This window comes from Flavobacterium chryseum (assembly GCF_004362015.1).
Taxonomy (GTDB): Bacteria; Bacteroidota; Bacteroidia; order Flavobacteriales; family Flavobacteriaceae; genus Flavobacterium.
On the sequence record NZ_SNWW01000003.1, the window covers coordinates 23,820 to 50,123 of the forward strand.

Annotated in this window: 27 protein-coding genes; 18 read left to right on the plus strand and 9 right to left on the minus strand. The window is 31.9% G+C overall.

Going from position 1 to position 26,304, the window contains the following annotated elements; genetic code table 11:
- Positions 1-18: 18 nt before the first annotated feature.
- The 6 genes from EV143_RS06605 to EV143_RS06630 all read left to right on the plus strand — a co-directional run bounded on the left by EV143_RS06605 (position 19) and on the right by EV143_RS06630 (position 6,400).
- Complete coding sequence (locus EV143_RS06605) at positions 19-525, plus strand: LptE family protein (RefSeq protein WP_133507188.1); 507 nt, start codon at positions 19-21, stop codon at positions 523-525.
- Between the two features lie 120 nt (positions 526-645).
- A complete protein-coding gene (locus tag EV143_RS21755) occupies positions 646-2,505 on the plus strand; it encodes a tetratricopeptide repeat protein (protein ID WP_243739811.1) in 1,860 nt (619 codons plus the stop codon).
- Positions 2,506-2,508: 3 nt separating this feature from the next.
- Positions 2,509-2,850 carry a preprotein translocase subunit SecG gene (secG, locus tag EV143_RS06615; protein ID WP_133507189.1) on the plus strand — a complete coding sequence of 114 codons (342 nt, stop codon included), beginning with the start codon at positions 2,509-2,511 and terminating at the stop codon, positions 2,848-2,850.
- A 140-nt stretch (positions 2,851-2,990) separates the two neighbouring features.
- Complete coding sequence (locus EV143_RS06620) at positions 2,991-3,266, plus strand: co-chaperone GroES (protein ID WP_012023920.1); 276 nt, start codon at positions 2,991-2,993, stop codon at positions 3,264-3,266.
- Between the two features lie 82 nt (positions 3,267-3,348).
- Positions 3,349-4,977, plus strand: coding sequence for a chaperonin GroEL (gene groL / locus EV143_RS06625; protein WP_133507190.1), 1,629 nt, complete (start codon positions 3,349-3,351; stop codon positions 4,975-4,977).
- 223 nt (positions 4,978-5,200) lie between these two features.
- Positions 5,201-6,400 (plus strand): alkaline phosphatase family protein, encoded by a 1,200-nt coding sequence (locus tag EV143_RS06630; RefSeq protein ID WP_133507191.1) that lies wholly within the window; start codon positions 5,201-5,203, stop codon positions 6,398-6,400.
- A gap of 134 nt (positions 6,401-6,534) precedes the next feature.
- Here the strand turns inward: EV143_RS06630 and EV143_RS06635 are convergent, their stop codons facing one another.
- The 5 genes from EV143_RS06635 to EV143_RS06655 all read right to left on the minus strand — a co-directional run bounded on the left by EV143_RS06635 (position 6,535) and on the right by EV143_RS06655 (position 11,508).
- Positions 6,535-7,374 carry an oxidoreductase gene (locus EV143_RS06635; RefSeq protein WP_133507192.1) on the minus strand — a complete coding sequence of 280 codons (840 nt, stop codon included), beginning with the start codon at positions 7,372-7,374 and terminating at the stop codon, positions 6,535-6,537.
- Between the two features lie 91 nt (positions 7,375-7,465).
- Positions 7,466-8,374, minus strand: a complete 909-nt coding sequence (locus EV143_RS06640) for a helix-turn-helix domain-containing protein (RefSeq protein ID WP_133507193.1) — start codon at positions 8,372-8,374, stop codon at positions 7,466-7,468.
- A gap of 117 nt (positions 8,375-8,491) precedes the next feature.
- Positions 8,492-10,021 (minus strand): SulP family inorganic anion transporter, encoded by a 1,530-nt coding sequence (locus EV143_RS06645; RefSeq protein ID WP_133507194.1) that lies wholly within the window; start codon positions 10,019-10,021, stop codon positions 8,492-8,494.
- 264 nt (positions 10,022-10,285) lie between these two features.
- A complete protein-coding gene (locus tag EV143_RS06650) occupies positions 10,286-10,498 on the minus strand; it encodes a hypothetical protein (RefSeq protein WP_133507195.1) in 213 nt (70 codons plus the stop codon).
- A 29-nt stretch (positions 10,499-10,527) separates the two neighbouring features.
- Complete coding sequence (locus EV143_RS06655) at positions 10,528-11,508, minus strand: hypothetical protein (protein ID WP_133507196.1); 981 nt, start codon at positions 11,506-11,508, stop codon at positions 10,528-10,530.
- A gap of 457 nt (positions 11,509-11,965) precedes the next feature.
- Between EV143_RS06655 and EV143_RS06660 the strand changes: the two genes are divergently transcribed.
- From EV143_RS06660 to EV143_RS06685, 6 genes are all read left to right on the plus strand, one after another.
- Complete coding sequence (locus EV143_RS06660; RefSeq protein WP_243739812.1) at positions 11,966-12,685, plus strand: sensor histidine kinase; 720 nt, start codon at positions 11,966-11,968, stop codon at positions 12,683-12,685.
- Positions 12,661-13,371, plus strand: a complete 711-nt coding sequence (locus EV143_RS06665; protein WP_133507198.1) for a LytR/AlgR family response regulator transcription factor — start codon at positions 12,661-12,663, stop codon at positions 13,369-13,371. The genes EV143_RS06660 and EV143_RS06665 overlap by 25 nt, the downstream gene beginning before the upstream one ends.
- Positions 13,372-13,608: 237 nt before the next feature.
- On the plus strand, positions 13,609-13,899 hold the full coding sequence (locus tag EV143_RS06670) for a hypothetical protein (protein ID WP_133507199.1): 291 nt from the start codon (positions 13,609-13,611) through the stop codon (positions 13,897-13,899).
- 5 nt (positions 13,900-13,904) lie between these two features.
- Positions 13,905-15,086 carry a dynamitin family protein gene (locus tag EV143_RS06675; RefSeq protein WP_133507200.1) on the plus strand — a complete coding sequence of 394 codons (1,182 nt, stop codon included), beginning with the start codon at positions 13,905-13,907 and terminating at the stop codon, positions 15,084-15,086.
- Positions 15,087-15,148: 62 nt separating this feature from the next.
- Positions 15,149-16,348, plus strand: a complete 1,200-nt coding sequence (locus tag EV143_RS06680) for a hypothetical protein (RefSeq protein ID WP_133507201.1) — start codon at positions 15,149-15,151, stop codon at positions 16,346-16,348.
- 376 nt (positions 16,349-16,724) lie between these two features.
- Positions 16,725-17,183 carry a hypothetical protein gene (locus tag EV143_RS06685; protein ID WP_133507202.1) on the plus strand — a complete coding sequence of 153 codons (459 nt, stop codon included), beginning with the start codon at positions 16,725-16,727 and terminating at the stop codon, positions 17,181-17,183.
- Positions 17,184-17,693: 510 nt separating this feature from the next.
- On the opposite strand, the gene EV143_RS06690 is transcribed toward EV143_RS06685, so the two are convergent.
- Positions 17,694-18,386 (minus strand): S24 family peptidase, encoded by a 693-nt coding sequence (locus EV143_RS06690; RefSeq protein ID WP_133507203.1) that lies wholly within the window; start codon positions 18,384-18,386, stop codon positions 17,694-17,696.
- Positions 18,387-18,406: 20 nt separating this feature from the next.
- Here EV143_RS06690 and EV143_RS06695 point away from each other — a divergent pair, with 20 nt between their 5' ends.
- On the plus strand, positions 18,407-18,694 hold the full coding sequence (locus EV143_RS06695; RefSeq protein ID WP_133507204.1) for a hypothetical protein: 288 nt from the start codon (positions 18,407-18,409) through the stop codon (positions 18,692-18,694).
- 205 nt (positions 18,695-18,899) lie between these two features.
- Here EV143_RS06695 and EV143_RS06700 read toward each other — a convergent pair whose 3' ends face one another.
- Positions 18,900-19,325, minus strand: coding sequence for a DoxX family protein (locus tag EV143_RS06700; RefSeq protein ID WP_133507205.1), 426 nt, complete (start codon positions 19,323-19,325; stop codon positions 18,900-18,902).
- A 340-nt stretch (positions 19,326-19,665) separates the two neighbouring features.
- Between EV143_RS06700 and EV143_RS06705 the strand changes: the two genes are divergently transcribed.
- The gene (locus EV143_RS06705) at positions 19,666-20,895 is read left to right on the plus strand and encodes a TMEM143 family protein (RefSeq protein WP_133507206.1); all 1,230 of its coding nucleotides are present in this window, start codon (positions 19,666-19,668) and stop codon (positions 20,893-20,895) included.
- Between the two features lie 143 nt (positions 20,896-21,038).
- Here EV143_RS06705 and EV143_RS06710 read toward each other — a convergent pair whose 3' ends face one another.
- Positions 21,039-21,593: a DUF4494 domain-containing protein gene (locus tag EV143_RS06710; protein ID WP_133507207.1), complete on the minus strand. Its 555-nt coding sequence runs from the start codon at positions 21,591-21,593 to the stop codon at positions 21,039-21,041.
- A 276-nt stretch (positions 21,594-21,869) separates the two neighbouring features.
- Between EV143_RS06710 and EV143_RS06715 the strand changes: the two genes are divergently transcribed.
- The 4 genes from EV143_RS06715 (at position 21,870) to EV143_RS06730 (ending at position 25,061) form a co-directional block, all read left to right on the plus strand.
- Complete coding sequence (locus tag EV143_RS06715) at positions 21,870-22,571, plus strand: gasdermin (protein ID WP_133507208.1); 702 nt, start codon at positions 21,870-21,872, stop codon at positions 22,569-22,571.
- Between the two features lie 91 nt (positions 22,572-22,662).
- Positions 22,663-23,136: an Mpo1 family 2-hydroxy fatty acid dioxygenase gene (locus EV143_RS06720; RefSeq protein ID WP_133507209.1), complete on the plus strand. Its 474-nt coding sequence runs from the start codon at positions 22,663-22,665 to the stop codon at positions 23,134-23,136.
- A 76-nt stretch (positions 23,137-23,212) separates the two neighbouring features.
- Complete coding sequence (locus EV143_RS06725) at positions 23,213-23,959, plus strand: hypothetical protein (protein WP_133507210.1); 747 nt, start codon at positions 23,213-23,215, stop codon at positions 23,957-23,959.
- Between the two features lie 61 nt (positions 23,960-24,020).
- Positions 24,021-25,061: a hypothetical protein gene (locus EV143_RS06730; protein ID WP_133507211.1), complete on the plus strand. Its 1,041-nt coding sequence runs from the start codon at positions 24,021-24,023 to the stop codon at positions 25,059-25,061.
- A gap of 301 nt (positions 25,062-25,362) precedes the next feature.
- Here the strand turns inward: EV143_RS06730 and EV143_RS06740 are convergent, their stop codons facing one another.
- Positions 25,363-26,274, minus strand: coding sequence for a PorP/SprF family type IX secretion system membrane protein (locus EV143_RS06740; RefSeq protein ID WP_133507212.1), 912 nt, complete (start codon positions 26,272-26,274; stop codon positions 25,363-25,365).
- Between the last annotated feature and the right edge of the window lie 30 nt (positions 26,275-26,304).

Here is a 26,304-nt window from a genome sequence, read left to right on the forward strand (position 1 = left end):
CAATTCTTAAAATAAAAAATGAAAAACTTAAAATATATCTTAATCCTGTTGATAGCTACAACTTTTAGCGGTTGCGGATTTTATAACTTTACAGGATCAACCGGAAAAATCGATGCTAAAACTTTTCAGGTAAACTTCTTTCAGAATAATGCTGATTTGATAGAACCTGGAATCGACAGAGATTTTACTCTGGCTCTACAGGATTTAATTCAAAATCAAACCAACTTAAACTTAGTAAGCAGCGGTGGCGATTTGACGTATGAAGGAGAAATTGTAGATTACAGAACAACTCCAATGACTGCAACAGCAGATCAGCAAGCCGCTCAAAACCGTTTGACAATCAGGATAAATGTTCGATTTATCAATAAAAAGAAAGAAACGGATGATTTTGAAAAAACATTCGAATTCTACAAAGATTATCCCGGAACACAACAACTTGTTGGTTCATCTTTAAACGCTGCCATCAAAGAAATTTATGACCGAATTACTCAGGATATCTTCAACGAGTCATTGGCAAAATGGTAATTTTGGTTTAATTGTTAAATCGTTTATTCGTTGAATCGATAAATAGTTTAACAAATCAATTCGATTAAACAAATAGACAAATCCACGATTAAACAACAAAATCGATTAAACAATAAAAAAATGAATGTTACTGATTATACATACCTAATAAACAAACCCGATGCTATTACAGAAAAGCAAACGGAAGCATTAGGCAATGTTTTGATTGAATTTCCGTATTTTCAAAGTGCACGAGCATTACGATTAAAAGGACTTTATAATCAAAATAGTTTTAAGTATAATTATGCTTTAAAAGTTACTGCGGCTCATACAACAGATCGTTCTGTTTTATTTGATTTTATTACTTCAGAATCTTTTACTTCCATTCAAAACGAATTTTACAATAGAAAACTTCGTGATCTTTTAAATATTAATGTTTTAGACAGTGAAATTGTTTCAGTTGAAGAAACCAAGAAAATTCCGGAAGCCAAAATTGATCCGCTTGAACAATCTATTTTAACTTCTATCAGACAGGCTACGTTACCAGTTTATGAAGAACCGGTAAAAGTTGAGGAAGAATATATTGAATCTGCTACAGAAGAAACTATTTCAAATCCTATCGAAGAAACAACATTGGCTGACTTTGAAGAAGTGACAGAAACTGAAGAGAAACCTGTTGATCATATTATTGAAGAAACTATTTCAGCTCCTGCTGAAGAAACACCATCAGTTGTTTTTGAAGAAGCAATTAAAACAGAAGACGCACCTATTATTATAGAGCCAACTGAAACTTCTGTTGAAGAAACAATCGTTCCTTTTGAAGAAGATATAAAAACAGAAGAGCAACCAATTGAGACTATAAAAGAAGAAGTTATTATAGCTCCTGTCAAAGAAAGAATAACATTTTTTGATGAAGTAGTAACCGATGAAATAGAAGAAGATCCTATTATTGAGAAATCTGTTTCAACCTCTATTGTAGAAACTACACCAAGTATTGAAGAAGAGAAAAAATTCAGAGAAATTCGAATTGATCCTATTGAAGAATCTATATATAACTCTATAAAAGAATCTACAACAGTTGTTTTTGAGGAGTCAAAACCTTCGGAAACAAGTATTGTTGAAGAACCAAAATTTATAGAAGAACTACCTAAAGAAGTTGCAACAGTTGTTTTTGAAGAAGTAAAAACAATTGAGGAAGAATCTAATGAAGTTTCTCCCGTTGTTTTGGAGCAACCACAAACAATTGAAGAAGATTCTAAAGAAATTATTACTGTTATTCTTGAAGAACCGACATTTGTAGAAGAAACTCAGGAAGCCGCGAATGTAATTTCTGAACCAGTAAAAATTACAGAAGAGGATCCTATTGAACCTGCAACAGTTTTTGTTGAAGAACAAAAAGTAATTGAAGAACCAAAAGAAATTCAATTAGAAGAAACTGTAAAAAATGCTGAGGAAAATCTGGAAATAGGCAAACCTTTAGATTTTTCAGTAAACGAAAAACATTCATTTCAGGAATGGCTGCAACTGGCAAGACCGGAACCAATTGATAGAACTAACGAAGTTACTCCAGTAATTGAAAAGGTAGAAGCAATTAAGAAAATCGAAGATGTTACAGAAATAAAACAAATCGAGCAAACACCTGAACCTGTTATCGAGAATGTTGTCGAAGAAAAAATAGTTATTGAAACAGAAGTAGCTGAAGAAGACGAAAAAAAGAAAAAGGCAGAACTGATCAATAAGTTTATAAAAACTAATCCTAAAATTCCGCCAGTTAAAGCAACAGCAACAACGCTGCCTCCTATTCAATTTGACATTAATCAGGAAGATAATTCTTACTTAATGACAGAGACTTTGGCAAGAGTATATCTGGAGCAAAAAAAATATACAAAAGCAATACAAGCATATGAAATATTAATTTTGAAATATCCAGAAAAAATTAGTTTCTTTGCAGACCGTATTTCGGATATAAAGATTTTACAACAAAATAACAATAATAAGTAAGCAATGAGCACATTTTCAATTTTTTTAGTTTTAATCACAATAGTTTGTTTTCTATTGATCGTAGTAATCATGGTTCAAAACCCTAAAGGAGGCGGATTGTCGTCTACAATTAGTGGAACTCAAATGTTAGGTGGAGTACAAAAAACAACTGACTTTTTAGACAAAAGTACTTGGACATTGGCTACTATCCTGATTGCTTTAATCTTACTTTCAAGCTTAAGCTTTACAGGATCATTAAGCGATACTGATTCTAAACTTATTGAGAAAACGGAAGCACCTGCAACTAATACACCAGTTGCCCCAGTACAACAAACACCAGCTCCGGCAACTCCTGCAGCTAAATAATAATTTAAATATAAAATGAAATGCCAGCCTGTCAAAGCTGGCATTTTTTTTAGGAAATAATGTCAGTTAAAATAGCATGGCACAATTTCTGAAAGCTAATAGAACATTAAAAAACGTATAACTTATAATAATATAAAATCATGGCCTTAAACATTAAACCGCTTTCAGATCGCGTACTTATTGAGCCTGTTGCAGCTGAAACCAAAACTGCCTCAGGGATTTTTATTCCAGATACTGCCAAAGAAAAACCACAAAAAGGAACTGTTGTGGCAGTAGGAAACGGATCTAAAGATCACACTATGACCGTAAAAGTTGGTGATACTGTCCTTTACGGTAAATATGCAGGAACAGAATTAAAACTGGAAGGAACTGATTATTTGATTATGCGCGAAGACGATATTCTTGCGATAATCTAAAAAATACGTATTAAGTACTCGGTATTAAGAATTAAGACTAAAGTAACTTGAAACAAATCAAACATTAAACAAAAAATAAAAAATGGCAAAAGATATAAAATTTGATATTGAAGCACGTGACGGATTAAAACGTGGTGTTGATGCATTAGCAAATGCTGTAAAAGTAACTCTTGGACCAAAAGGTCGTAACGTAATTATCGGAAAATCATTTGGTGGACCAACAGTTACTAAAGATGGAGTTTCGGTTGCAAAAGAAATCGAATTAAAAGACCCATTAGAAAACATGGGCGCGCAAATGGTTAAAGAAGTTGCTTCTAAAACTAATGATTTAGCGGGTGACGGAACTACAACTGCTACAGTTTTAGCTCAGGCAATCGTAAAAGAAGGTTTGAAAAACGTTGCAGCAGGTGCAAATCCAATGGACTTGAAGCGTGGTATCGATAAAGCTGTTGAAGCTATCGTTGCTGACCTGGCAAAACAAGCTAAAGTTGTTGGAAGCGATTCTGACAAAATCAAACAAATTGCTTCTATCTCTGCAAACAATGACGAAGTTATTGGTGAGTTAATTGCTACTGCTTTTGCAAAAGTAGGTAAAGAAGGTGTTATCACTGTTGAAGAAGCTAAAGGAACTGACACTTTCGTGGATGTTGTGGAAGGTATGCAGTTTGACAGAGGATATCTTTCTCCTTACTTCGTAACAAACCCAGAGAAAATGGAAGTTGAACTTGATTCTCCATACATCTTATTATACGACAAAAAAGTTTCTTCTTTAAAAGAATTACTACCGGTTTTAGAGCCAGTTGCACAATCAGGAAAACCATTATTGATTATTGCTGAAGATGTTGATGGAGAAGCTTTGTCTACTTTAGTAGTAAACAAATTAAGAGGTGCTCTTAAAATTGCTGCTGTAAAAGCTCCTGGTTTTGGAGACAGAAGAAAAGCAATGTTAGAAGATATCGCTATCTTAACTGGTGGAACTGTAATTTCTGAAGAAAGAGGTTATACATTAGAAAACACAACTATCGAAATGTTAGGAACTGCAAAAAGAGTTTCTATCGATAAAGACAATACTACAATTGTAAGTGGTGCTGGTGAAACTGATATTATCAAAAACAGAGTAAACCAAATTAAAGCTCAGATGGAAACTACAACATCTGATTATGATAAAGAAAAATTGCAAGAGCGTTTGGCTAAATTAGCTGGTGGTGTTGCTGTTCTTTATGTTGGTGCAGCTTCTGAAGTTGAAATGAAAGAGAAAAAAGACAGAGTTGACGATGCATTACACGCAACTCGTGCAGCTGTTGAAGAAGGAATTGTTGCTGGTGGTGGTGTTGCTTTACTAAGAGCAAAAGCTGCATTGGCAGGAATTACAGCTGACAACGCTGATGAAGCAACCGGAATTCAGATTGTAGCTCGTGCTGTTGAATCTCCATTAAGAACTATTGTTGAAAATGCAGGTCTTGAAGGTTCTGTAGTAGTGGCAAAAGTTGGTGAAGGTTCTGGTGATTTTGGATACAATGCTAAAACTGACGAATATGTAGACATGCTTAAAGCTGGAATTATCGATCCTAAAAAAGTAACTCGTGTTGCATTAGAAAATGCTGCTTCTGTTGCTGGAATGATCCTAACTACAGAATGTGCATTAATTGATATTAAAGAAGAAAGCGCTGGCGGAATGCCAATGGGTGGCGGTATGCCAGGAATGATGTAATCATTCTTTTCTTAAAACTTAAAACGCCAGATATTAATCTGGCGTTTTTTTTAGCTACGAATTTCACTAATTTCCACGAATTGTTTTTTCAATATTACTTTAAAAAATTAGTGCCAATTAGTGAAATTCATGGCAAACTTTTTTTATTTAAAATTGTTTAACATTCAGTTTTTGCTGTTAAAAATGGTTATTGGTAACTTTGCAATTCCAATAAATTTCAATAATGAAAAAGCATTTTACATCTCTTCTATTCTTAATTTTTCTTTCATTTTCTTTCGCGTTACATGCTAAAATCAATAAAGACACTTATGTAGTTTTAGTTTCTATGGATGGATTCCGTTGGGATTATCAAAAACAATTTGACCTTCCGAATTTAAAACAAATTGCCAATGAAGGCGTTCATGCAAAATCGATGAAACCTTCTTATCCTAGTAAAACTTTTCCGAATCATTATTCTATTGTAACAGGACTTTATCCGGATCATCATGGAATCATTAATAATGTTTTTTATGATTCAGCAATGAACGAATCTTTTTCTTTATCATCTAATGCAAAAAATGATTCCCGTTTTTATGGGGGAAATCCGATTTGGAATGTTGCCGAGCAACAAGGTATTAAAACTGCTTCTTTTTTCTGGCCAGGCTCTGATTTAGATCAAAGAAGACCAAGTTATTATAAAAATTACGACAGCAAAATTCCGTATGAAACCAGAATTGACACAGTCTTAAAATGGCTGCAGCTTCCGGAAAAACAACGCCCGCATTTAGTTACTTTATATTTTGACGAACCAGATCATACCGGACATAATTTTGGTCCGCTTTCTCCGGAAAATAAAAAAATGGTCATTAAAATGGATTCTATTATGGGAGAATTATCCCGAAGATTAGATCAGTTAACCATTGGAAAACAAATTAATTTAATCATTGTTTCAGATCACGGAATGGCTGACATCAGCAATGATAAAAAAGTGGCTGTTCTGGACTATCTAAAACCGGAATGGCTTGGCTATAAAGAAGTAATTAACCCAATTATGAGCCTTCAGGCAAAACCAGGATTTCAGGATTCTATTGCAATTGCTTTGAAAAAAGTCCCACATATTAAGTTCTGGAAATCTAGTGAAGTTCCGAAAAGGCTGCACTACGGAACCAATCCGCGTGTACATGATTTTGTTATTGAAGCTGAAAAAGGATATAGTTTAGTAAGTAAAGTAAGCACATACATAAAAGGCGGTACGCATGGTTATGACAATGACGAGAAAGACATGCATGCTATTTTTTATGCAAAAGGACCTGCTTTTAAAGTTGATAAAAAGGTAGGTACATTTCAAAATGTTTCGGTTTATCCTTTAATTGCGCATATTTTAGGATTACAAATTGATGAAGTTGATGGAAAATTGAGCGAAGTTGAGAATATGCTGAAATAAATAATTATAAAAGTATTGAAAAAGTTTCGCCACGAATTGCACAAATTTTCACGAATTAATTTTAAAAAATGCCTTTAAAATTTGTGAAAATTTGTGCAATTCGTGGCGAACTTTATTTAATTCAAGGTTTTTGATTAAAATCCAGTAGAAACAGAAACTGATTTCCATTGTTCTAATTCTCCCTGAACGCTTCCTATTTTCTGGTTAGCCATATCATAGGCATCTTGTCCTAAAAATAAATGCAAAGGAGGATTTTCTTCCTGGCTAATTTTAATTAAAGCATCAGCTAATTTTTCAGGATCTCCCGGTTGATTTTCGTTGATATCACCTTTGTGAGCACTTTCAGATTGTCTTACTTCTTTATAATCTGCAATTGGACTTTGAGGCAACAATAAAGAACTGTCTTTTAAGAAATCGGTTCTGAAATAACCAGGATATACAATTGTTGCATGAATTCCGAATGGTTTTATTTCTGCCGATAATGATTCTGTTAAACCTGCAACGGCAAATTTTGTAGAACAGTAAATTCCCCAACCCGGAAATTCTCCGTAATAACCTCCAACAGAAGAAATATTAAAAATATGTCCTGATTGGTTAGCACGCATGTAAGGCATTGTATTTCTGATGACATTCAATAAACCGAAAACATTTACTTCGTAGTTTTTTCTAGCTTCTGCATCGGTTAATTCTTCTAATGCTCCTAACAAACCGTAACCTGCATTGTTTACCAAAACATCTATCGTTTTAAAATGACTTACAGTTACTTCAATGGCATTTTTTACACTTTTTTCATCAACCAAATCCATTTCTAAAGGAAGAAAATTTTCTGATGGATTTCCTAATACTTTTACTAAAGCTTCTTCACTTCTTGAAGTTGCAGCTACTTTGAAACCTTGTGCTAATAATTTTTTAGCTAATTCTAATCCAAGTCCCTTTGAAGCACCTGTGATAAACCAAACTTTGTTATTTTCCATGATTTTAAATTTTTACGTTTTAATTACAGGACAAAGGTATTGGCGAACTGCTTGTTAAAAATTAAAGCAATCAAGCAAGAAGTTACAAAAATCAAACAATTTCGGCAATTCGATAATTTTTAGGCGAAACCTGAACATTTTTCTTGAAGAAATTGATAAAATGAGACAACTCTTCGAAGCCCAAGCACCATGCAATTTCATTAATATTCCAATTGGTTTGTTTCAGTAAAATCATCGCTTCCTGAACAATCCTTTCAGAAATAATTTGGGAAGTCGTTTTTCCTGTCGTTTCTTTTAATGCTTTATTGAGATGATTTACATGTACATTTAACTGACTCGCATATTCAGAAGGCGAACGGAAATTAATTTGCTGCGATATCGATTCAATCGGAAACTGACGTTCCAGCAATTCTAAAAACAAAGATGAAATTCTAATCGTAGCGTTCGACTTACTGTATAATGAAGTAGTTACCGTTTGGGTTTTCAGTGCGAGGTGAATAATTTCAAAAACAAGATTCCGAAGCACATCATATTTAAAAGCATAATCAGAATTGATTTCGTCAAACATTTTTAGATATACTGTTTTTAAAGATTCGGCTAATTCTTTTGAAATCGGAACAATTGGATTTCCGCCGGGCTGAAATAAAGGATATTCCTTTAAATTTCCATATTGGCTAAAAAAAGCATCTGTAAAAATGCAGAAAAAACCAGTTTGATTTTCATCAATCTGCTCCCAATTGTACGGAATTTGCGGATTGGCAAAAAATAAAGCCTGATCTTCAATACCAACGACTTTATCTGCATAATGCACTTTGTTTTTTCCGATAATCAAACTTATTTTATAAAAGTCTTTTCGGGTATAAGGAAATGGTTTACAGGTATTACCAACAAAGTCATCCAATTTAAAAACATTAAAATGTCCGATTTCTTTTTTAAGATTCTCGGGCATTCCATTTACTTTTATCGTGTAAAAATCTTCTAAGGTTTCTGTGAGTTTCATTTTGTAAAGTTACGAAATTCAAACAAAACCAGAGAACAAAGAATAAGGAATAAAGAATAAAGAGGAAAAGCGAATTCAATTCACAATTTACAACTCACAATTAATCATTCACCATTATCAAGAAACCACTTTATAAGTAGGATCTTCAATTATGTTAACATTAATAACGGCATCGGCATTTTTTAATAAAATTCTGCAGTCTTCGCTTAAATGCTGTAACTCAATTACCTTATTTTCCTGATTGTATTTTTTTGTCAAATTATTCAAAGCTTCTATGGCCGACATATCAGCAACACGACTTTCCTTAAAATCTATAATTACATGATTTGGATCGTTTTTAACATCAAACTTTTCCATAAAGTTGGCAATTGAACCAAAAAATAAAGGTCCGTAAATTTGATAATGCTTTACTCCTGCTTCATCAATAAAATGGCGTGCGCGAATTCTTTTTGCACTTTCCCAGGCAAAAACCAAAGCCGAAATAATGACTCCAATCAAAACTGCTAAAGCCAGATTATGCAGTAGAATTGTAATTACGGCAACCAGAATTCCAACAAAAATATCATGTCGGGGCATTTTATTAATGACTTTAAAACTTGCCCATTCAAAAGTGGTAATCGCAACCATCATCATAACGCCAACCAAAGCCGCCATAGGTAATTTCCCAATTACAGGCGCTCCAAAAAGTATAATCAATAAAATCGTTAATGCGGCAATTATTCCAGAAAGTCGGGCTCTTGATCCGGCACCTAGATTCACCAAAGTTTGCGCAATCATTGGGCAGCCACCCATACCAAAAAAGAAACCGTTTAAGATATTCGAGCTTCCTTGTGCAATACATTCTCTGTTACTGTTTCCTCGTGTTCCAGTAATTTCATCAACCAAATTCAGCGTAAGCAATCCTTCGGTCAAACCAACGGCGGCTACTATAACAGAATAAGGAAATATTATTTTAAAGGTTTCAAAAGAAATTGGAATATTCGGAATATGAAAAGGAGGAAATCCGCCCTGAACCGATGCAATATCCTGAACAGTTTTTGTTTCGATATTGAATATAAGCACGATAGCAAAAACTACCATTATCGCTACTAAAGAAGCCGGAACTGCTTTTGTAATTTTAGGAAAAAGTAAAACGATACCAATCGTAAGCGCAACCAAACCCAGCATAACATATAGAGGCGTTCCTTGCAGCCAAGAAACCTGTCCGTTTACAATAGTTTTAAATTGCTCTAATTGCGACATGAAAATCACAACCGCCAATCCGTTTACAAAACCAAACATAACGGGCTGCGGCACTAATCTGATAAATTTTCCGAGTTTAAAAAGTCCTATACAAATTTGCACTACTCCACCCAAAGCAACTGCGGCAAAAACATATTCGATGCCGTGCGATTTCATCAAAGCGATTAAAACGATCACGGTTGCTCCTGCTCCGCCTGAAATCATTCCGGGTCTTCCGCCAAAAATCGCGGTTATTAAACCTGCAATAAATGCCGCATATAAACCAACCAAAGGTGGAAATCCGGCCAAAATTGCAAACGATAATGATTCCGGAATCATTGTCATCGCAACGGTTAAACCAGCTAAAATTTCGTTTTTATAATTAACTTTTTGAGTAAAGTCAAAGAGAGAGAAGGCTTTTTTCATAAGCTGCAAATTTAAAAAATAATTTACAGCAAACCCAATAAAACGCCTTTATACCAAAATACAGTTTAACAAAATTGCTCTAAAAGCAACTCTATAACTAAAAGAATAAAATTTATCATAATTCGAAATGTAATTTATTACAAAGTTTTTCAGACGGCTTTTGTGTAAAGCTTTACAACTGAAATTATAGCAACAAAAATATTGATAATCTATTGTAAAAAAACGGGTATTTTTACCCTTTTTTCAATAGTAATAAAAAATAAATTATTCTAATGCTATACAAAGATATCCCAGACAATTTACATAGTCTATGATATTTTTAGCCTCCAGTTCAACACCTTCAACCCTTAATATTTTATCGCAATCTTCTAAATCAAAATTGACTTTGTAATGTGGAAACTGACTTTGAATAACGGCGATAACATAATTTTTATCGGCCTCTTTGTGAACATTTGTTTTAAAAACCTCAACGACCATAATTATTTGTTTTTAATTATTGAATCTGATTAAAAAGGATTGTATGATATTCCAAACCTGAAATATCCCTGAGTATCTTCCTTGTGGTCATAAACATAACGATTGGTACGTTCGCCTTTTGCAGTAATTCGCGTGCTTAAAACGTTATTGACTCCGGCTTTAAGAAAACTGATTACTTTAGGTGTAATGCTGTATTCATAAGTAATGCCCGATTTTAACTCCAACTGATTCAACTCATAAATCCCCTTGAGATTTGAGGTATTCAAATTTAAATAAAAACTTTCAGAGTTTAGTTCAGTACCTAAGGAAATTCTTACGTTTTCTAACAGTTCCCTTCTAAACAGTAAGCGTTGCGGCAAAATAAAATCGATATCCCATTTCGAGTTTTCAAACTTATGATTGTAAGTAAAAATTGGTGTAATGGGAATTATAGAAGAAGGATCTAACATTGCCAAAGCTCCAATTGTAATCGTCGTATTTTCTGTTCTTTTAAGTACAATGTTTGCGGTTACAAAACCTTTTACACGCTGCACATTTTCCTGATTTCCGTCAACCGTTGCTGTTCCATTATAAATAACAGGTTTCCTGAAAAGTGTCGACATATAAGTGGCACTCACAGCGGCTGCCATGTAATGAAAATTTTCCTGATTTCTTGTATAGGTCTGTGCTGAACTGTAATTATAAATATCTCCAAAATTGTAATTTTCATATTTATAGCGCAAAGAAGCGGTTAAAACAAAACGCTTAGATTCTGATTTATAAAAAGGCATGTTGAATGCGACTTTCAATCGGTTATGACTTTCGATTCTTCCTCTTTCAAAATCATTTCCAAAAAGTTCCGAATCATAATTTGTTGAACCTAATTGTTCGTATTGTACATCAAAAGTTCTCGTGGTCGGGAATTTATCTGTTACCGCTTTACCAAATGTTTTCATGCCCGGCTCTTTTTCCTGAGCCATAGTTTGTAAAGAAGTACACACGAATAATACAGAAATGATTCTTGCTTTCATAAATTGACGTAAAGATTAAATTTTGTTTTGGATGGTATTTAAATGCAGTTCAAAAGTAATCGACAAGTTGGTATTATAACAGTATAATTATACTAATGGCGTATCATTTATACCAGTGGCGTTCGTATAATTTTATAAAGCAAATAACTATAAACTATAATATTACCTTAATTTTGCCGTTATGACGATTCTAAAAATATATCAGAATTTTTTCTTCCGAAACCTCATCGTAAATACTCTTGTTATAGGTATTATTTTTGTTTGTATTTATGACGAAATGAATCACTATAAAAAAGATTCGACTATACTTCTACAAAATATTTGCCTGGGCTATTTACCTATGTATTTTGGCGTAACCATTAGCAATGTGTTTATAATTAATAAGCTTCTCTTGAGAAAAAAATATCGGATTTTCTGGGTTGTATTTATCATTTATTGGATTTGTTTATACAACGTAATGATCGATTATTTTTATTATGCAGGATTGGGAAAAATGAAAACGCTATCGATTATCTCTTTACTTTTTAACGGAACTTGTTTGTATTTCCTCCATTTGGGAATCATGAAAAAAGTTTCGCAAACGGATAAGGATATTATTAATTTCAAGTCTGAACTTTCGTTTTTAAAACAGCAGCTTAATCCGCATTTTTTGTTGAATGCAATGAATAATTTATATGGAGAATCGTTATCTGAGCCGGAGAAATTGCCGGACAGAATTTTAAATCTTTCAGATATGCTTCGATATCAGATAGAAGCTACCAAAAAAGATTATGTATTAGTAGATGATGAACTCGATTTTATTAAAAAATACATTGATTATTATAGTTTTAGAAGCGAAAGATTGTCTGTAACTCAAAAGTACGAAGGTGCTTTTGATAATATTGAAATTCCGCCTTTGTTCTTTTTGCCTTTGGTAGAAAATGCGGTTAAATTTTCCGGAGAAACCACTGAACCTTTTATCAATATTGATTTGAAGGTGAAGCACCAACATTTATCTTTTACTATAAAAAACAATTATCTCGATTCGGGTTCTCGCCTTTCGAGCACGGGAATTGGTATTGAAAACTTAAAAAGACGCCTTGAAGTGTACGGATTAAAGCATGAACTGAACTGCAAAAAAGAAAAGAATATTTTTACAGTAAAATTAAATATATGGCATCTACCTACCGCTGTTTGATTATAGATGACGAATCGCCGGCACATAAGGCGCTCGCATCGCATATTTCGAAATTTGACGATCTGGAGCATTCCGGAAGTGCCTTTAGCGGAATGGAAGCAGTGAAAATGCTCAACGCCAACAGCTACGATATTATTTTTCTGGATATTAATATGCCTTTAATTTCGGGAGTTGAACTGATGGAATTACAACCGAATCGCCCGCTTACGATTGTAACCACGGCCTATTCTGACTATGCGCTTTCGGCTTACCAAAACGATGTGATAGATTATTTACTAAAGCCCATTTCGTTCGAAAAATTCTCTAAAGCGATTGAAAAGGCCAAGATTTACTTTTCCGGAAATAGTCTGAAAAAAGAAGTTACTACCAACTCAAAAGTACTTTCGCATCGTGTAAACGGTCAAATGATCGACACGCTTTTGTGTGATATTATTTATATCGAAAGTCTGGGCAATTATATGAAACTTTACAGCACGAAACTTAAATCGCCTATTATTATTTACGGTTCTGTTTCAAGCATCGCCTCAGAAATTGACAGTACCAACTTCGTTCAGGTGCATCGTTCTTTTATTGTAAATGTCGATAAAATTAGCTCTGTTACTTTCAAAAATCTGACGATGTGCAATAACGAAATTATTCCTGTTGGACGTAAATATCAGATTTTGCTAAATAGTTTCTTTAAGTAAACGTTACGTAATTCTTAATTTATAAAAAGCTCAACTTTAAATAGTTGAGCTTTTTTTGTGGTAAAAAACCGTATAAATACGCGTTGTTTTTTTGTTGATTTGTGGTAATATTGTTGTGATATGTTAAAGAAAATATTACTCTAATAATTACAACAACACCGAAAAATCAAGCTTAAAAATAAGCTTACATTGAAACAAAACAAACAACCTAGAAAAAACCTAAAAACCTAAATAATTATGAAAAAAATTAAAATTGTAGCAAGAGTTGGAAAAGTCTATGCTCCCAAAAAAATTAGTGTATTTATCAATAATCTTGACAATGATCTTTATGATAAACATTATGAATCTCAAAAATCTTTTGATCAAGAATTCGAAGCTTCAAGTGGAAGATATATTATTAATGTAATTGGAATGAACCAAGAAGATGATACAACCACTGTAACTGTTAGCGGCGATTTTGTAATTGCAACCACAAAATCTTCGAATAAAGGAAATTATGTAATGGTATTTATCGGTAATGTAAACTAACAAAAATGAAAAAAATTATTTTATACCTTATGTTGTGTAGCTTTTCTTCAAATGCAATTTCTCAAACTAAAGAACAGGCTTCAAAAATACTAAATCAAATTGAAAATTCTAAATCTGGTAACCTTATTGATGCATTTGCGGGATTTTATCAATTCGCATTCAAAAGCATTGATGTTAATGAAAAATCTTTAGATCTTAATTCTACTCTTTTTTCACTAGTCAAAAATTACGATGAAGATATACTACATACTAAAAATAGAAGTACTATAGTTTTTTTAAGAAATTTTCAAATAAATGGGAAGCTAAATTTAGATGAGAAATTAGATTTTAATGGTTACTCAATCGGGTTTACTTGGGCTATTTCAAATAAAAGAGACAGGGGATTTATTGACTTAGATGATAATTTAGAAAAACAATTCCTCAAATTAGATTCTCTAGTCATGATTGCAAATAACAGGATTATTGAAACTGAAATAAATAATTTTAAAACAAAGAATAATAGAGATATGAACTCTTCTGAAACGGAACTACTAGCGAACGATATAGAAAAAGTTAGTACATCAATTTTAAATAATGAAACTATTGAGCTTAAGTTACAAAAGCTTCAGCAGGATCTTACAGAAGAATTAAATAAAGAAATTAACAAAAGTAAATATTTTCAAAGTCAGAAGGATAAAAAAGGAAATAGTCTCACTAATATTGAAATTGTTAACAAATACTTACAAGATTTAAAAGATGAGTTTATAAAAGGTCTTGAAAAAAAACCTTTCCTATCAGTTTCTCCAAATGCAATTACAGACAAAGATGGAAAATTAAATCAAGCATCCGCAGAAATGGTTTTTGTTGTTGGAAATCGATTTGGAGAATTCGACGTTAGAGCTAAATATAATTATCTGGATACAATAAGTCCTAGTATGCCAAGAAGTATTTTTAATGCAAAAATTGGATATAATTTAAAAGTATTAAAAAAAGGAGCTAAAAGTTTTTTTGAAATTAAAGCTTATGGAGAATATAACAAAATATTAAAAAACACACTTCCTAGTGAGAAAGAAGAAACAATTTTAGCCAATGCTGACTTTAGATTTAGACTTACAGATGATTTATGGATTCCTTTTACTGTAAAATATGATACAGAAACATCAAATTTTCTTGGATTTTTAAATGTCACATATAGTTTTGGGATTTAACTATAACCAAACTATCAACCTCTAACCAAAATATAATTATTCATCCTATAATAACAACTATCATGACTAAAATAGGAATATACATCACAGGTCTTGGGCAATCTATTGATAATGAAACAGTAGAAAAACATGCGGAAAGATTTAAAAACGAATTAAGTTTTAGTATAACTGGCTTTGAATATTTTTTAAAAACAGAAAAAATATTTTACATACCAGAAAAAAGCAGCACAGTAGTTCAGATTATAAAAAAAAACAAGACTACAAGCGAAGAAGAATTAGTATATAAAATATATGATTTTCAATATCATAATATACTAACAGATAAATTTATCCATTATAATATTTTTATTCAAAGCTTAACGTTATTTGCTTTAGTAATAAAAAAATTCCCTCAAATTATTTTAAGACTTTTTAAAGGTAATGGCTTTAGTAGACCGGGTCAAACCTTTTATGCTTTTTTTATACTTTTCATAATCTCATTATTTATAATTTTCTTAATACCAACCTGTGTTGATTTAATTTTAAACTCTGGAATTTTTAAAAAACCAGATAATTCAATTTTAGAGAAAATAGTAACAAATATAGATGCTGAAAAAATAAGAAAATATGAAAAATCAATACTTTCATTCATTGCATTAATATTATTATTTCTACCGCAATCGAAAACAATTATTACTTCTTTGGCAACGGAATTTGCCTGTGTTGATAGTTATATTAATAATGGAGAACAAAGCCAAATTTTAGTAGGCAACCTAAATTTATTAACAGAGTATATTGCTGAAAATGAAATTGACCCAGAAATACATTTTCATTGCTACAGTTTTGGCAGTATTATAGCAATGGACGCACTTTTCCCAATAGCGGAAATACCACCTTCTGAAAATATCAAAAATCTAACAAAATCATTTATAAGTATAGGGAATCCATTCGAATTTATAAATGCATATTATCCAGAATATTATAATGATAGATCTCGTGCAATGGAAGGTAAAATAAAGTGGATAAATATTTATTCCTTATTCGATACTTTTGGAACAAATTTTAGAAAAGATAATAAAAAAGGTGATGCTCAATTTGGTATCAAAGATATTTCTGTTCCTGAAAATATAAATTATGAAATTCGAAATAAACCTTTAAATTTTGTTGATTTTATATTACTAAATAGTATAAAAATGCATAAATGTTATTGGGATTCTTCACCAATTGGAGATAGCTGTTTAAAAGTTTTATTGCCAAATATGAAAGTGAATAACTTAATCTAAAAAAAATCATTTTAATGTATATAATATTTTCAATGGTAAAGCTTTAAAATTCCCAAATTATCCTCACATCTAACACAATTAAGCCCTACTTAGGCATTAGTCACTTTTTAATCTTTAGATTTTGGTTTAATTAAATCTATTAAAATAGAATCTGTTAAATATATTTTAAGTCATAACTAACAAGGTTGATCAAAATCTAACTTAACTATAAAACCAAAAAAAGCTGCAAGAAAAAAACCTTGCAGCTTTTTTTTAATCCTTAAAACCACCCTACAAACCTCCTATTCCAAAAAATAATGAACATTAAAATAAATTTCTTACATAAATAATTATCTTCGCAGGGCCATGAAACTTTAACCCCCAAATTTTTAGAAGAATGACCATTTTTAATTTCCTACTTAAAAAATCAAATTTAGAATGCCCCAGATGCCTGGGAAAAGGATTTGTTGATGCAGAAGATATAAAACGATTCAATAAGCAATTAAAGTGGGCGCCCGGACCCTGTGCTTATTGTAATGCTTCGGGAAAAGTTACGGAAGAATTGCTCTCAAAATTGGCCGTAGACACAACATACCTCACTATTGATTTACCGGAATCTGAAATAGAAAAAATAAAAAATGGCGACCACGAAGCCGTAGAAAAAGGAAAACTACAAGAACTTTTTATCGACAATCTCATAAAATATGTTGAATATCACTATCTGCACGAAGATATGGATGCGGAAAGTATTGCTGCTCTATATTTAAAAACAGAAGATGAAACGGCATTATTTTCGGTTGAAAAAGAGAACTTGATATTATACATTCACAAAATAATTGAATTAAAAAGATCGTAAAAAAAAGGTTCAGAGTCTTAAAGGCGCAAAGGGACAGAGGTTTTTTTGGTTTTTTGATTGTGCGCAATGTCAAGGAAACTTGCTGTTCGCTGAGATCAGAGAATTAGTTTGCAGAGTTTAGTGCGTGTCCTTCGACTTCGCTCAGGAGGACAACACCCGACCACAGTTGTTTTGAATTTTGACTCTTTACATCTTTCAACATCTAAAACTCTCAATCTCAAAAAAAAAAAAAAACAGGTATAAATACGCATTGCCAGAATTTTATTTTGTGGTAAAATTGCTCTTGAATAATTTTTGTCAAAAAATTAAATTTCCTGGGAAGGAGATTATTTATTATTAAGATGTTATTTTTTTTGGAGCAATTAAGTGAGATTTCAAACCTTGGGGGCTTTGAAATCTCATTTTTTGTTTAGGTTTTTAAGTAGCAAAGGTTCAGAGGTTCAAAGGAACAAAGATTTTCCATTTCAAAAATTCCCAAAAATCTAAAATCCAACAATCTAAAATCTAAAATTAAATCTGCGTATTAATCCTTACTGATGCTTTTATTAAGGCAAGTACTTTTATACTTTTTATAGGAAATTCTACTGTTTGATAATCCGGGTTTTGAGACACAAACTGCACGTAAGATTCACGTTCAGATTGTTTTAAAAATCGGATAAAGAAAAAATCGTTATCATCATTTTTTACATAAATCAAATACATTTCACCCCAAATGATATTGTTTTCCAGATTGTTAATTTTCTTGTAGACTACAATATCTCCGCCTTTCAATAATGGGTACATACTATCACCCGTAACGTACAAAGCACCATCGCACTTCGAAATTTTAGGAATTCTAATATAACTAACGGGCATTTGTTCCTGATTATCACCAAACAAATCGATAATTTCTCCTGTTGTTTTAATATCATAAACGGGAATATCGAGCTTTTGAATCTTCTCTAATTTTTCGTAAAGTTCCGGATTTTCACTTAATACATCGAAATTTAGCATATTTCCGGTTCCTTTTAGTAGCCAGTCTGAGTTTACATCAGGATATTTGCTTAAGATATTTTCTAATTTATCAACACCAATTGTTTTGTCGTGTTTTAACTGACTGGCAAATGAGCCATTAGACATACCAACTTCTCTTTCGAAAGCGCTAACTTTAATGCCCTTAAAATCTAAATATTGTTTAATTCTCTTTAAAGTGTTTTCAGTCATAAAAACTATTTTTTTAGATAATGTCTTACATATTACTTGCTCCTAAGAAATATCTTACTTATATTTGTATTACTTTTAATACAAATGAAGCAATGGACAAAAATATAAAAACTAAACCAAGTTATAATCAAGATGTGCTAAAGATTATTAAAGAAAGACATGGTTATTCGTATGATTACATCAGAAAATCGATTCGGGGCGATCGTGTTGGTATCATTTGCGACGTTATTAAAGCAGAATACATAAGGCTTACAAACGAATATAAGAAGGTTCTCGAAATTCAGGTAAGCAAGTTAGACAAGCAATGATTCAACAATTAATATTAGAAATAAATAGATCTTAGAGACATAATTAGTTATTAGTAACTGATTCGATTTTAGATATGCACCTGATCATGCATATCTACTTTCCCTAGGAAGGCAAAGCCGTAAAGAAATATCTTTGCGGCTTTTGTTTTTAACATCTTTAAGGTGTGATATTTCAAGTTTCAAATTCAGAAAGTTTCTGAATCTTTTACTTTCTCTGTCTTGAACTTTTAAAAAAAGCGATTGCGCCAGTAGACCATAACGCCAGAAAAATTAAAACTGGCTGAAAAAATAATCGAATCAAACGAGAAAGATCTGTATCGAGACCAAAAGCTGAAGTTCCATTTATATATTGTGCGATATTGCCCGGAAAAACCAAAACATAAAATATCGCTAATGCGATTCCAATATACACTCTGTAACGCGTTAGAAATAGCATGGCAAGACCCAATGCTATCTCAACAATTCCGGAGAGTATTACAACCAGATCTTTATCAAGAGGAATCCAATTAGGTACTTGCGCCTGAAAATCGGCTCTTTGAAATGTAAAATGACCAATCGCAGCCGTAATCATAAAAATCCCCAACAATATTCTAAAGAAATTTTGAGTTTTAGTAGTTTGAATATTTTCCATATCTAATATTATTTTGCTTTAAATTTTAAAGAAGCCTTCTTATTAAAAAGTTCTCACTCAAATTTACAATAATTAAGTAGTAAATCTTTTGCAGAGTTTTTATAGTATCGTTGCGTAATATCCATATAAAAAATCTCTTTACTAATCTGTTTAAAGTATTTTTTCACGCAGATTTTAAACAGATTTAGGCAGATTTATTTTGATTTATTTATGCTTCACGAAGTATACCTCTGAACCTTTGTAACTTTGTACCTCTCAAAAAAAATGTATCTTTGAGCTCTTGCAATTAATTGTAAACTATTTGCCTGTAAATGCCACAAAATTAAAGCCCAAAATCGATATGACACGAGAACATTATATTCCCTTTAATAAGGAATTCTTACTCGAGCAACAAATTGCAGCTTTCGCCGAAGACAAACAAAAAGTTGATGATTTTAAAAAACTATTCGATATCATCGAACATTATTACCATTACGAAGCTTTTAATCTCAACAAAAACTTAAAACAAAATTACGCTCTTTTTGATCCCGATTTAAGCCAAAAAGAACGGGAAGCATTTGTGGGGAAAAGTGATTTTTCGGTTTTTAAGGAAACGCTTATTACGGTTTTGAAACATGGAAATTATCGCCAAGTTGATCAGGAAACTTTAGATAAATCTTTTAAAAATTCTGATTTAATAGGTTTAAATCTTTCTATAGATTTTAATGCTTTTAGAGATTATGAATTGTATGTTCGCGGTCATCATAAAGCAAAAGAAAAAGTCAAAAAATATATTTTCTGGACAAAAGAAATTGAGATCGAATATTATGATCGTGTTATGATTTATCTGAATTATAACGAAGCCGATTATCTAAGCGAGAAAAGGGTCAAATTAGGAAAAATGCCAATTGATCCTGGAACTATTGCTTTAAAAATATTTAAGCGTGTTCCTCAAAACGACGTCGAAACCATATTCCCGAACGCTGTTCCCAGAATGTCCCTAAAAGATAAATTGTTACTTTGGGTGCCAGGGCTTTTTGGTGGTATTTCGTTGTTAAGTGCCAAAGTAATTCCCGCTCTTATTAACATGTATGGCGCATACGAAACTGGCGAAACTATTGACTTATTAAACAGTAAAACTTCATTAAATCAGGGTTTAATTGCACTGGGAATTTTATCTGCCTACTGCTTTCGCCAATACAATAATTTTGTAAATAAGAAAATCAGGTATTCTAAAATGCTTTCAGACAGTTTGTATTTTAAGAATCTCGGAAACAACAGCGGTGCTTTTTATTCGCTACTAAACTCTTCTGAAGAAGAAGTGCTAAAGGAAACTATTCTCGCTTATACATTTTTATATAAAGGCAATAATCCATTGACGTCCGAAGAACTTGACCATCAAATTGAACTTTGGTTTAAAACTAAGTTTAATACAGAACTCGACTTTGATGTTAAAGATGCTTTACTGAAGTTAAAAAATATTGGGCTTGGTATCGAAACAAATGGAAAATGGGAAGTTATTCCGTTAGATAAAGCGCTTATTCAAATTGATGAATTGTGGGACGGGGTTTTTGATTATAATAAGGGATAGTAATACTATTTTCAATCGATTAAAATCCGTGTTAAGCCAATCAGAATAATTTTGTCAATGACACAACTTTGCGAAAAGTTAAGATTTTCATATAAAAAAAGAGGACTAAAAAGCCCTCTTCCCTATTTTAATAGTCCGATAAATTATTCGCTATCTGCTTCTACAAGATCTTCTATATTTTCTCCCATATCACCAACAGCAACCACTTCTGGTTTAGAACCTTTTAGGGCATTGAATCTTTCTAATTGTTCCAGCTCTCCTTCTTCTCCACTAAAATATGGAAAAACATCCATAATCGGCGATTCTGAAATGGCTGGAATCGTATAATCTCCCATAGTTCCTTTCATAACCGAAACGGTGTTATCATACGCTTCTTTTACGTCATTCGCCTGCACTAACAAATACATATTTGTTTTACGCTCTTTACCGCTTTCTTCATCAAAAGCAATCAATGAAACTTTCGATTTAAACCAACGATCTGCATTTTCAAAAGGATGAATTTCGGCATAATTCGCCACTTTTATATTCGTGATTTTAAACTCTTCGCTAACATAAGCCGCCATTTCTTCATTAATTCTGCTTTCGGCCTCAGTATAGGATATTGCATCTACCAAATAAGGCTCTGTCGTAACCTTTTGTGCTCCAATATCGTCTGTTTTTCTATATTTTACTTTGCATTCGTACCAAACTGCGCTCATGTCTATATTTTTTTAAGGATGCCAAAGATAGATTTTAAAGAAAATAAAATTGCCAATTCTCGTAAATAGATATTCACAATTTGAAATAATTTTCGACTTCAATCTTTATTTCTTTGCAGATTAAATTTACCGATGATTTAACATAATGCTATCCCAAACTATCTCATAAACTCGATAATATTTAATAGATTTGTAAGTATAATCTATTAAAAATCATGGCTTAATAGATGTATAAAAGTCCCAAACTATTTATAAAACTTTAAAAAAATCTACAAAATGAAACTTACTAAATATTTAAGTGCACAGGGTTTTGACTTAATCGAAGGTCCTGTAAGAAGCCACAAACCGCTTCAATTATGGATCAAAAAACCTTTTGATGAAGCTCAGCTTTATTATGGCAGTATAGAACACGCTTTTAAAAGTGATGTGGTATTAACCGAAATTGAAAACCCTGCTCTTAGTGTCGATGCTACTCAAAAAGACGATTACGGTTTTAATATTGGCATTACACTTTTAGAAGAAATTCTAAAAACGCTCGGGTTAGGTACTTTTGAAATTTCTGCTAAAATAAAATCAGGAAAAACAGTAACCATTAGTTATGAAAACTCAATTACAAAAGAATATGCCATTGGTAATCTCGAAGAATATTTATTTGATGCTGATTTTCTGCATCCTAATCCTTCGCTTTTAAAAAATGCAAACAACAACAATATCCTGCTTATAACCGGAACTGTTTTTGCCAAAAATCTTGTAGTTAATATCGAAACTGATTTTACATTAGATTCAAGTTTGATTACAAGCCTGAATGCAGTTGCTGAAGGTAAACTGGAATTTACAATGAGCAGCGCGAGTAAATTAAAAATGATTTCAAATGTTGGAATTTATTTCCCAATTGCGGTTAAGGCAAACCGAATAGATTTTGACAGAAGCCGTTTTCAACAATTAATATTGGTCACAGATAATACCAATATTTTTTAAGGTTTTAGCTGTGAAAATTTTTCTGAGTTAAAACAAACTCAGAAAAATTTACATAGCTTTGTTATCTATCTAACCAACTAAACCAAAAAAAATGAGAACATTAGATCAGTGGTTTGATGAATACGCCGTAAGTCATCAAAACCCAACCAACAAAGCAATACATTATATTTGCGTCCCGGCAATTTACTTTTCGATTGTGGGATTGTTAATGAGTATTCCGAGTGGTTTTATTGCAAATACCTTAAAACTGAATGCACCAATTATCGAAAATTGGGCGGTTGTGGTTTTGCTTTTTGTACTTGTTTTCTACATTCGATTATCAGTTATCATGGCGATTAAGATTGCTGTTTTCTCTGCAATTTGTCTTGTTGTCAATTATTATATTGGTCAATTTGTTCCGTTATGGGCTTTCTCTATTGGCGTTTTTGTCATTGCCTGGATCGGACAATTCTACGGACATAATATTGAAGGCAAAAAACCTTCGTTCTTAAAAGATCTTCAGTTTTTAATGATTGGCCCGGCTTGGGTTGTCGAGAATTTATTTTCTGGGAAGAAGATTTCGTAACTCTTATTTCGTAAGATTATTATCTCTTTTTTCAAAACAATAACTTAACTTTATTATTCCAAATGATTCAGGAATTATGAAAATAGATAATAAAGAAATCCAAATTGAAAGAGATGACATTTTTACCTACAGAAGAATCAGGCGGGCGATTGGCTATTTAGGAATTAGTTTGCCGTTGCTTTTAGTGGGTTTGTCGTTTATTGCGGTTTTCAAAACCCAACTTCAGCCTTCTATAAGTGATTATTATTTTACCAATTTAAGAGAAATTTTCACGGGAACGCTGTGTGCAGTGGGCTTATTTTTGATTTGTTATAAAGGCAACAGCAATGCTTCATTATTTAAAAATGATAGTATATTAACCAATATTGCAGGAATTATGGCAATTGGTGTAGCGTTCATCCCCGTGAATCCTGATGATTTTGCGATTAAAATTTACACACTGTTTCCGTATCCTGAAAAATGGTTGGGATGGCTTCATTATGGGTTTGCAGCCTTACTTTTTTTAATAATGGCTTTACTGGCAATTAATGTTTTTACCATTGGTCAAAAAAACGAAACCAGAGATCCGAAAAGTATTTTGAACGAAAATAACATTTACAGGGTTTGCGGTTATTCGATATTAGTTTTCGTTGTAATGGTTCCCGTTTCAGAAACTTTTAAATTATTTCCGTATTCGACTTTGGTTTTTGAAGCTCTTGCGCTTTTTGCTTTCGGAATTGCGTGGTTAATAAAAGGTCGCGCTTTGGGTGATCAAGGCGAAATTGGCCGAAAACTATATCAGGAAAACAATCCTGTTGATACTGAAAAAGTATTTGAGGAGTAAGTTTTTTTCTTTTATAATATATGATAAAACTGCTTATATTAGCCTAAGAAAGTCCAGCTTATTGGAATCTAAAGCGCTAAATCAAATCTTAAAAAATAAGTTGACAGATATACATTTGAAATCAAAAAAGAAAACCGGATATTGGAAAGGTCACATTCTTGGTATTTTATTTTTTCTATTCATATCAATATTCTCTCTTACAAAATATAATCCTGAAAATTATTCAACAAATATTTGCCTAATTTTATCCATCATTTTTTTGATTGGGACACTAATATGTACTTACAATTTAATTTCAATAAAAAATTATTGTATTGTAAATAATAAATTACTTCAGGTATCATCTTTTGGAAAGACTACAAAAAGTTATACTATTAATGACGTTGAAAGTTGGACTGAAAAACAATACAAAGGAAAATTTGACAAATGGGAAATGTTAACATTGCATCTCACAACAGGTAAAAAGATAAAAATATGCAGTGATTACTATGCTAATTATTATGAGATAAAGAATGAAATAACGAAAGACAAAAAGCGAAATTTAAAGATTGAAGAACTAATCGAAAAAAAAATCAATTTTGAGGTTTCTATAATCTTTATAATAATCGGTATTTTATTTTTTATCGGCGCAAATAATGCATTGAAGGTTAAAATGATAAATTCTAAAGATCTTATTGTTTTTGGCGATGAAATATTAAATATTAAATACATTCGAAAAAAGCATAATTCTATTTCTATTAAATTAAAAAACTCTCCTGATTTAGATTTCTATATAAGCGGTAATGCCTTGAAAGCAACTTTCGTAAAAGATTTATTGAATGATATTAAACAAGGAGATACGCTATTTATTGGTATCGCTAAAGGCGATTATTTGTCAAAAATAGTAAAAACAGATTCCTTATCTTTTAGTGATAAATATTTTTTTAATGAAAATATTAGCGTTGAAAGTGTAAGGTCTGCAACAACAGATTATTTGTATTTATCAGAAAATAACGCCAGTAGATTTGAAGATAGATATTGGAATTTTGGAATATTCGGTGTCTCGGGCTTATTCTTTATTTTATTAGGTATCAACGGCGTTAGGTTAAATTGTAAAGAATAGATTGAGTGATAAATAACCATCTAATTTCAAATCATACTGTACTTTCCACCAACTTAACATTTTTTTCTACCTGATGCCAACAAAGAGTATAGGATTTATGTATTCGCTCAAATGTTGTTGGAAATAGTTTTTCTAAAGATTTGTCATGTAGTTCAATAAGTTCATCTGATAAGTGCAATGCAATCCAATAGTGCCAATCGTAATTAAAATTCCAAAAAATCAATTATCTACAATCAAAAAAAGCTAAAGAATACATTACATATTCCTTAGCTTTCTATTTTAACGCTAATAACTTTTTCTATTATATTTTGAAATTAAGTCCGCATTCAAAAGTATTGTTTGCATAAGCACCTAAGCTACCAAAGTATTTAGAATAAGCAATAAAAACACCTACTTTATCAATTACATCAATTCCAAATGCTGTAGAAACAGTCTTATTAGTATGGTAAAATGCAGATACATTCATTTTATAATCCGGAAAATTAAATCTAGCTCCGGCATCTAAAATATCCTTGTGTCCCTTAATACCTCTATAAGCAATCAACGGCTCGACATTTAAGTCCTCATCTTCATTTGAAAGCAATATCTTGTAACTTACAGCTGAATAAAAAATAGAACGATCTACATATTTTTTCACACCGTCGTCAGTATTAACTAAAAAATTATTAAGATTTGGCAATGACGCCTGAATTGTTAATAACCTACTAGTATATGACATACCGAAATCTCCATCAAACGTTCCTCCATTATTAAAATTCTGTAGTGCAATGTCATCGTATTGTCCAATAACTTTACTGTTATCAATAGAAGCAAATTTGGCACCTGCTGATAAACCAAAATTAAGCTTTTCCTCTTCTCCTATTGGTAAATGATAAGCGTATGTTGCTACTACTCTTGTTCTATTAATTAATCCAGCTCTGTCACTATTAAAGTTTAATCCCCATCCTGTTCTGTTTCCAGCATTGTATTCGATAGTACCATTCATTAAAATTGGATTTCCCGGCACTTGATCCCATTGACGCTGGTAACCCAGATTTAATTTCACTCCTTCATTTAACCCTGCCATAGCAGGGTTATTTATATATTGATTTTGAAAATACATAGACTCGTATTCCGTTAACTGCGCATTTGCGGTATTTGTTCCTAATATAATCAGGAACATAATTACCTGTAAATAGATTGCTCTCATTGATTTAATTTTTATTGTACTCATTTCTGTGTGGTTATACTCTAACCATTTTAA